Source organism: Cyanobium sp. NIVA-CYA 375 (assembly GCF_056108345.1).
On the sequence record NZ_JBSYHW010000093.1, the window covers coordinates 1 to 7180 of the forward strand.

At 60.3% G+C, this 7180-nt stretch carries 12 protein-coding genes; 6 read left to right on the forward strand and 6 right to left on the reverse strand.

All coding sequences use genetic code 11. The features are described from left to right. Positions 1-82 precede the first annotated feature (82 nt). The 3 genes from AC01FP_RS15160 to AC01FP_RS15170 all read left to right on the forward strand — a co-directional run bounded on the left by AC01FP_RS15160 (position 83) and on the right by AC01FP_RS15170 (position 2373). Positions 83-622, forward strand: a complete 540-nt coding sequence (locus AC01FP_RS15160; protein ID WP_474481504.1) for a lipase family protein — start codon at positions 83-85, stop codon at positions 620-622. A 527-nt stretch (positions 623-1149) separates the two neighbouring features. Next, on the forward strand, positions 1150-2076 hold the full coding sequence (locus AC01FP_RS15165) for a hypothetical protein (RefSeq protein WP_474481488.1): 927 nt from the start codon (positions 1150-1152) through the stop codon (positions 2074-2076). 21 nt (positions 2077-2097) lie between these two features. Then, positions 2098-2373 carry a hypothetical protein gene (locus AC01FP_RS15170; RefSeq protein ID WP_474481490.1) on the forward strand — a complete coding sequence of 92 codons (276 nt, stop codon included), beginning with the start codon at positions 2098-2100 and terminating at the stop codon, positions 2371-2373. A 41-nt stretch (positions 2374-2414) separates the two neighbouring features. Here the strand turns inward: AC01FP_RS15170 and AC01FP_RS15175 are convergent, their stop codons facing one another. From AC01FP_RS15175 to AC01FP_RS15200, 6 genes are all read right to left on the reverse strand, one after another. Next, positions 2415-2633 (reverse strand): hypothetical protein, encoded by a 219-nt coding sequence (locus AC01FP_RS15175; protein ID WP_254943082.1) that lies wholly within the window; start codon positions 2631-2633, stop codon positions 2415-2417. 316 nt (positions 2634-2949) lie between these two features. After that, a complete protein-coding gene (locus AC01FP_RS15180; protein WP_474481492.1) occupies positions 2950-3309 on the reverse strand; it encodes a hypothetical protein in 360 nt (119 codons plus the stop codon). Positions 3310-3389: 80 nt separating this feature from the next. Further along, on the reverse strand, positions 3390-3722 hold the full coding sequence (locus tag AC01FP_RS15185; RefSeq protein WP_474481494.1) for a hypothetical protein: 333 nt from the start codon (positions 3720-3722) through the stop codon (positions 3390-3392). A gap of 73 nt (positions 3723-3795) precedes the next feature. Further along, positions 3796-4101: a hypothetical protein gene (locus tag AC01FP_RS15190; protein WP_474481495.1), complete on the reverse strand. Its 306-nt coding sequence runs from the start codon at positions 4099-4101 to the stop codon at positions 3796-3798. 306 nt (positions 4102-4407) lie between these two features. Then, positions 4408-4779, reverse strand: coding sequence for a LexA family protein (locus tag AC01FP_RS15195; protein WP_474481505.1), 372 nt, complete (start codon positions 4777-4779; stop codon positions 4408-4410). An 89-nt stretch (positions 4780-4868) separates the two neighbouring features. Beyond that, on the reverse strand, positions 4869-5108 hold the full coding sequence (locus AC01FP_RS15200) for a hypothetical protein (RefSeq protein WP_474481497.1): 240 nt from the start codon (positions 5106-5108) through the stop codon (positions 4869-4871). A 381-nt stretch (positions 5109-5489) separates the two neighbouring features. On the opposite strand from AC01FP_RS15200, the gene AC01FP_RS15205 reads away from it, so the two are divergent. The 3 genes from AC01FP_RS15205 to AC01FP_RS15215 all read left to right on the forward strand — a co-directional run bounded on the left by AC01FP_RS15205 (position 5490) and on the right by AC01FP_RS15215 (position 7141). Further along, on the forward strand, positions 5490-5738 hold the full coding sequence (locus AC01FP_RS15205) for a DUF1651 domain-containing protein (RefSeq protein ID WP_474481499.1): 249 nt from the start codon (positions 5490-5492) through the stop codon (positions 5736-5738). Between the two features lie 180 nt (positions 5739-5918). After that, positions 5919-6566, forward strand: coding sequence for a hypothetical protein (locus AC01FP_RS15210; RefSeq protein ID WP_474481500.1), 648 nt, complete (start codon positions 5919-5921; stop codon positions 6564-6566). Positions 6567-6673: 107 nt separating this feature from the next. Then, the gene (locus AC01FP_RS15215) at positions 6674-7141 is read left to right on the forward strand and encodes a hypothetical protein (RefSeq protein ID WP_474481502.1); all 468 of its coding nucleotides are present in this window, start codon (positions 6674-6676) and stop codon (positions 7139-7141) included. The last annotated feature ends 39 nt before the right edge of the window (positions 7142-7180 follow it).

A 7180-nucleotide genomic window follows, 5' to 3' on the forward strand; every position in this document is an offset into this window, starting at 1 on the left:
GTGGTTGTACCAATCCACAAATGCAGCTACCCATTCGCAGGCCTCCTCTTTGGTGGCGAATGGCCGGCTGGGGTAGTGCGCCCTGTTTGGTAAATTTCATAGAGGCTTTTATGGGGCTCTAGAGCGAATTTGGCCTGACATATCTAGTCACTATCAAGCAAGGCGATTAGGACTTAAACAGAATGACAGCAAGCCAAAAGGTCTATTTTTGACTGGCCATGGCCTGGGGGGAGCTATGGCTACTATTGCAGCTTCGCACTTGATCGAAAGGGATTACCCATTTACTGGCATCTATACATTTGGTCAACCAAGAGCTGTTACTGCAGCAACTGCAGACACCTTTAATGCAAGAGCCCGATCTCGTGTCTATCGATTTCAGAATAACAATGACATCGTGACACGCTTACCGGCACGCATGATGGGCTATAGCCATGTTGGAACTTACATGCACATACTACAAAACAAGACTATTGTAAATGACCCTGGGATGTGGCTCCAGTTTTTGGACTTTAAAGATGGGATTCTCGACGATATTCAAGATGGTGATCTTGCTACGTTCGAGGATCACATGATGGAAGACTATATGTTCGCCATAGATCAATGGAACCTCAAGGACTCCTAGCTGCATAGAGGGGGCCGCCCGCTTGTCAGCCCAAATTACTGTATCGAGCTGGTTGCTATATAGGTGGCGATTATTCCACTTGTCTTCAAACAATTTCAATAATACAGAACGGCCGAAAGCACGATTTATGCCTTACGAGCGTTAGCAGGCATGATCTACTGGCTGTTTGATCGAGGCTGTCTTTAGGCTGGCCACCCTGTTCGTGTATTGCCTGGACAGCCCTCAGTTAAGCAATTCTAAGGTCATTTGGCTAATTATAGCTCTTGCAAACTTGAGCTGCAAACTTGGACTAATTGAATGGCGAAAGCCGCTGTAGGAACAGTTTTGCATGCAAAGCCGATACTTAATCTTAAACTATATCTCCTTCCTCCACGTAGGGCATACTGGAGGCTTCGATGTTCACGTCCCTGGGTACGTAGACCAAGTGTTCAAGCTGTGTAACGAAATGGGCTTTTGATGAGCTGGCAATAGGGGAGAGCGAGCGCAGCCCGGACGGGGCGCCCGCAACACCACAGCCGTGATGGGTGATGTCCTCCTCCTTCTTCTCGACCACTGCTTCCCAGCCCCCTGCCGCCCCGTGGCAGACCTACCGCCAGCAGCAGCAGCACCCCAACCAGGGCCCTGCTGGCTCCCTAGCTCCACTAGCTGCTGAACTAGATCCCCTCGATGAGGGCGATGACGAGGCCGGTGGCCACGACGGCGGCACCGGTGACGACAGCTTTGACACTGCCCCTCCACAGGATTCGAGCAGCGGCAGCAGCGACAACGACGACCCCCCTGCCGCCACCACCAGCAGTGCTGAGCCGCTGCGCGCCGAACGCCGCCGCAGTAATCAGCTCGAAAAAGAGCTGCGCAAAGCCCGCGCCCAGCTGTCGCGCTTCTCGGAGATCAACCCGGACGAGTACGCCCGCCTGCAGGACGCTGAGCGCAAGCGAGAAGAGTTCGAGCGCCAGGTGGGCGACCGTGAACGCCAGCTAAATGAGGCCAATATCCGCCGCGTGCGCAGCGTTGAAAAGGAAAGGGATGAGGCCCGCTCCCAGGTGCAGAACCTGCGCAAGGAGCGCTTGCTGGAGCGCCTGTTTTCAGAAGCGGAGGGCCGGGTCGGCGGCGATGAACGGGGCACGTTTTTTGACACCTTCGTGACGCTGTGCGGTGGTCACTTCCAGCTGGGGGATGTGGAAGGCCGAGAAAGGCTGCTGCCGGTGGATGGCAAGGGTCAGCCCCTTACCGCCGATGGCGTAGCGCTGTGCGATGGCGACTACATGGAGGAGCTGCGCCGCCACCCGGTATTCAGCTTCTTGTTCCAGCAGCGCAGTGGCCTGTATGCGGGCACGGTTGCTGAGGCAGGCCATGAACACAGCGCTGCCCCAAACCTGCAGACGCTGAGCACCGCCGAGCTCTATCTGGAGGCCGTCAAAGCGACCACCCCCAGAGCACCGGCACCGCGTCGCTGATCACCCAGCAGGGAGGGAGAAATGTCCTGGTATCTGGTGTTCTGGCGCAACCGCTCCACTTCCACCGTGGTGCCGGCCGCCAGCGCTAGCCAGGCCCGCTCCCGTGCCCGCGCCAAACAAAAGCGGGGCTATGGGGCGATCGTTGCTGCACGCCGCGCCAATAGCCAGGACGCCGGCTTGATCAGGAAAGGAACCTGGGTGCGGCGCCGCCGCGATGGCACCAGCCCCCAGTTCGGGAGTGCTCGATCCAAGGCCAGGGCCCGCCGGCAGCGGAGCAGCTACAGGCATTGGCTGTAAGGCCCGGCCACCAATCGGCAGCCGGGCCTGAGCCCTTTGGCTCAGCAGACCGAGACGGTGCAGCCGGGGGTGCCCTGCAGCTTGCGGGCAAAGGCAAATGCCTTCTCGGCAGGGATCAGCCGCATCTTCTTGACGGGCTTGCCGCGGCGGCCAAAGAACTCGACCTCACAGGGAGTGGAGCCGAGCTTCTGAACGCCGGGCTGATAGCGGTGAACCACAAGCAGGCGGACTTCACAGACTGGGCCTTGGGGAGTGGCCATGGCTGGGGTGGTGCGGAGAACACCTACCAAGCGCCCCAAAGGTGAGCACTAGCCAGGGGCGAGTACAGCGAGCCTTGCGTCAGCCCTTGCTGGTGCGAGCCGTAGGGGCATGCTGCGGAGGGGTTTCGCAACGCCCGGCCAGCCAGGTCCCCAGTGGCCATGCTGACAAGACCCGTGCTGCCTCCTCACCGCGTCCGGTGAACAGACTTGCTCGCGTCCCTAGCGATCGAGGCTGTGAACCTCTGGTTCTGGCTGCGGAAGTTGCTCGTCTTGAGTGCCGATTAATAGCTGCTGCTAATCAGGCAATTGTGATCAGTCAACGGATTGGCACCTGGGGCGCTCGACGGATCGGGCCGTCGCGGTCCGAGCGGTACGTCACCTGCGACCTGGGCATGCGGCCTGTGATCCAAGCCAGCAGCCTCTCCAAAAGCTCTTGGGTACGGGGGGCGCCGGCGCCCATGCCCTCTCGGCTGGTGACCAACAAGAGCAGGTCATCGCCGCGGCGCAGCTCCAAGAGCAACTTGAGCTGTAAGCCAGCTGAAACAAGGTCTAACGAGGCATTGCGGCGATCGAGCCAGGTCAGGCTCCCGCCCCACTGCTGGGCGATCTGATCGAGTGTCTCGCGCAGATCGTTGCCATCGATAACCGGCGTGATCAGCGCCTCAAAACGAGCCATGCCTCAGTTTGGCTGATCCAGGCTGGCGCACCAGCCTGATCGCGCCTTGCATCCGCACTGGTTACGAGCCGGGCACGGCCCTAGACGGCCCAGCGCAGGGGCTGCTCCCAGGCTTCCTCTGGGCAGATCAGATCCCAGCAGCAGGCGATCGGCTCGGGCAAGGGAAACAGCACCAGCTGCTTAACGGACTGGCCGGCCTTGCGCTGCCTGGTGCTGCTGGAGCGGAGCAGGGTGGAGGTGGCTTGCATCGCAGGAAGGAGAAAAAACGCCCCCACTCGCGCCCAACAAGCCGCCGGGTCAAGGCCGCCAGTAGGGCGCTCGCCTTGGCCTTGACCATGCGGCGCTTCCAGCCCGTCAGGTTGCTGGCGCTTGGGCGAACCATCGGGGAAGTGCTCTCCCCTGCGCTGCACCACGGCTGACCCTGAACGCCAGCAAGCCAACAGGGTGAAAAAGCCGGGATTAGGCCCCCGGCAGGGCCTATGGCCCTTAGGCCAGAGCGTGCCGCTTGGCTTCGAGCTCACAGCGCAACACCAGCAACTCATGCTGAGCCAGCAGCCGCTGATCGAGCTCATCAACGCGGGCCAGACACTCGCGTATGGCGGGCAGGACCTCCTCTTCCAGGCGGGTGATCTCCTCCTCTCCATAGGGCTGCTCACTCCAGGTGCGGCGCAGCGGCAGATTGCGCTGCAGCATCAGCACCACCTCGATGGAACGGAGGGTGGATTCGAGCAGCAGGAACGGATCTTCCTCTGGCCTGCAGAACGGTGAGGCGGCAGCAGAGCGGATGGCCATGAAATCGGCGCCAGGTGTGGCGCAGCGACGGGACTTCCCGAAGCAGAGGTCCGACGTCAGGAGGGCCTCAGACTGAGGAAGCCCGGAGCAAGCCACTGGTGGGCAACCCAAGAGTTTCGGACATGGGCCTTATGGGGTGCAGCGGAATCCCTGAGCAGGCGCGAGTGGGTGGAGCAAGGCCGGATGTGCGGCCTGTTCAGCGCAGAGCTGGAATCCCAGAGCGGGAGCGAGCGGGTGGAAGCTCGGAGCGATCAAACACCCGAATTTCGGTTATTTGAGTCGGCTTGCTTCCCTGACTACTCCAGCTCAGATCTTTCGCAAACGCGGCTTGCCAAGGTGATGCACCGCATGCACCACCACGCCAAATAGCCCTGAGCGATCAAAGACCTCTAGGTCCAGTGGAATTGCAGCTTCTCCTGGCCGCACCGGCTCAAGTAACCACTGCTCCCCCTGACGTAGCAGCGGCCGCATTAAAAAGCTGCCCTGGTGGGCAACGACGACGACATGGCCTGAGCAGGGTTCAACGCTGCGGTCGATCACCATCAGGTCGCCATCATTTATGCCGAGCTGGCGCATGCCATTGCCGCTGGCCCGCATGTAGAAGGTGCAAACCGGGTTGGGAATCAGGGCGGATTGGAGATCCAAACCCTCACCCAACGAGCCCGGGCAGAAGGGCACAGGCTCTCCAATGGGTAGGTCGGCCAAAATCAAACCAGCAACGGCAGCAGTACAGCTGTTCTACTCCTGCCGAGGTGGGTTGGGCCGGCTCAGCCGCCGGCTTCTGGCCAGGGAACCAGCTTCATATCCCCCACCTTGTTCCAGGTTTTGCATTTGGGATCAGCCAGCCGGTAGAGGGCGTTGCCGTCTGGTCCGCTCTTGGTTACCACCAGCACTGGATTGCCAGGCCAGCCGATCCGCCAAAGCTGCTCACCACCTGCCAACACAATCAAATCGCCGGTGGCGGGGTGCTTGAGGTCTGGGGCCATCGCTGCACCGTAGAAAGCCACAAGCGATTGGCTGTCAATCCGCTGCCTGCTCCGGTGCGAGCGGAACAAGGACAACCCCAGCTCAATTGCTCGATGGATCGCCTGCTGGGTGGCTCAGTTTTCGTGTCGCCTGGCACAGGGCTAGCGCGGGTTCTTTGGGAGTCCCGGCTGCAGCAAGCTAGATCCCAGTCATAGCCTCGATTTGATACCCGCGACGCCACCAAAAAAGTGACGGCGAGTGACAGAGGCCAAAGCTGATGGTTTGGACGCCCTATGCCGATTGGATTTTCACCGGAGTGAGCATTGCCAGCTTGTTGGTGGTGGTGTGGCTGGTACTGCGGCCAAGAGCTTGACCTCTGATGGCTTTGCGAGCTAGTACAGAAGTACTTGCCGCAGGGCGGCGTGAGCAAGCAGGCGTGGATCCAGGACCCCAGGACCGCCAACACAATGCGGTTCCACTTCGATCCCAAGAGCTGGAGCGCGCATCCGATGTACTTCGTCGATTCAGGCCGTCCGCTGCCTGGCGCACCACCACTGCTCAAAACTCGTAGTCACATGTCCCGTAACGAGGCCAGGGAGCTCTGGCTCAAGCTCAAGGCCCAGGGGTGGAAGCAGGTGGAGCCGCAGTGGGGCGCCGGTGTAGATGTCTGAGTTGGCAGCACTAGGTCGCAGGTTCGAATCCTGTCGCCCCGATTGACTTTTCACCGATTGACCTCAGGGGACGCGCCCAAAACGCGCCCAAAGAGGTCCCTTCGCCAAGCCATTCGTTCGGCTGATGCCGCCTACAGGGCGGGCCAGGCGTACCTCAGTGATGCCGAATTTGACGAGCTGGTGGCAGAGCTGCAGCAACTCGACCCCACTGCGCCTGAGTTGCTTACTCCCGGCGGGGGCAGCAAGCTGCTGAGCCTGGACAAACAGGACCTGAGCGAGTGGCTGGCCTGTCTCGGTGGTGCCGCTGCTGGCCTCTTCTCGGTGACCCCCAAGCTCGACGGGTGCGCCATTGCGCTGGAGTACCGCCTGGGCCAGCTCACGGCAGCGTGGACACGCAGCGGTGCCGATGCCATGCACCTGCTCCCCCTGGTGGGCAACGTTGCCCACACATTGGCGGCACCCATAAGCGCCCAAATCCGCGGGGAGCTATTTGGCCTTGACGGGCGGCAGAGCACACCCGCCGCTGCCCTGCGCCGCAAAGTGCCCAGCGGGGCCGGGCTCAGCTTCCTGGCGTTCGAGCTGATGCAGAGCACCACCACCCACGTCACCCAGCTGGTGGCGATGGAGCGCTGGGGCCTGCATACCCTGCCGCACCGGCTCTGCAGCGGTGCTGAGCTAGAGGGCCACCACCAGGCGTGGCTGCGTGGCCACCTCTGGTCTGATTTGCCCACTGATGGCTTGGTGGTGGTGGTGAATGACGGCCAGCAGCGCCGCCGCCTGGGTGCCACTACGGTGGCGCCGCGTTACGCACTGGCTATGAAGAGCTAACGCAGCGCTCAATCGAGGAGGCGATCAACATATCTAAAGCTGGAGAACAAAGAATCCAGTAAACGCACGCGGCAGCTATCTTGTGGAACAGACTAGCTGAAACCAGCATGGAAGACCTAGCAACAACTTTTGAGAAGCGAGTGCTTTTTGGCTACGGTCGCCATCTCTGGAACATCCTCGGAATCTCAGGGACAGTTGCCACTGTGATAGGTGGAGTCGCCCTTCTAACCTCTCCATTTGAAAAAGTCAGCAGCTACGAGGATTGGCTGCGGAATCAAAAAAGAGGGGATTACGACGCCAAAGAAATACTTGGCCAAATCCCAATAGTCGAACGACTAAAGCAAGAGTGCTTTGAAGGGTCGTGGCGCTGTGAAGAGGATCGGTTGAGACTGGTGCAAGCAAGGATTAGCCGCGTCGATGCGAGGCTAAAAGGCGAGTATCAGTCCTACGCATCAAGCATCACCGAGCGACGGCCTGCAGCTCAGCTGCTGCTGGGCTGGGGGCTTGGCGCTGTGGCGACCGCATCAGTCGTTAGCGCTATTCTGGCTATCGAAAGAAGCGTTAGGAAAGATTAATCTCTACAGAAGCCAAAAAGCACTACCGAAAGCGGGGAG

What these genes read in the sequence shown, in the direction of transcription:
- AC01FP_RS15165 (WP_474481488.1), top strand. Translation starts at nt 1,150, where the DNA reads ATGTCCTCCTCCTTCTTCTCGACCACTGCTTCCCAGCCCCCTGCCGCC.
- AC01FP_RS15170 (WP_474481490.1), top strand. Translation starts at nt 2,098, where the DNA reads ATGTCCTGGTATCTGGTGTTCTGGCGCAACCGCTCCACTTCCACCGTG.
- AC01FP_RS15175 (WP_254943082.1), bottom strand. Translation starts at nt 2,633, where the DNA reads ATGGCCACTCCCCAAGGCCCAGTCTGTGAAGTCCGCCTGCTTGTGGTT.
- AC01FP_RS15180 (WP_474481492.1), bottom strand. Translation starts at nt 3,309, where the DNA reads ATGGCTCGTTTTGAGGCGCTGATCACGCCGGTTATCGATGGCAACGAT.
- AC01FP_RS15190 (WP_474481495.1), bottom strand. Translation starts at nt 4,101, where the DNA reads ATGGCCATCCGCTCTGCTGCCGCCTCACCGTTCTGCAGGCCAGAGGAA.
- AC01FP_RS15215 (WP_474481502.1), top strand. Translation starts at nt 6,674, where the DNA reads ATGGAAGACCTAGCAACAACTTTTGAGAAGCGAGTGCTTTTTGGCTAC.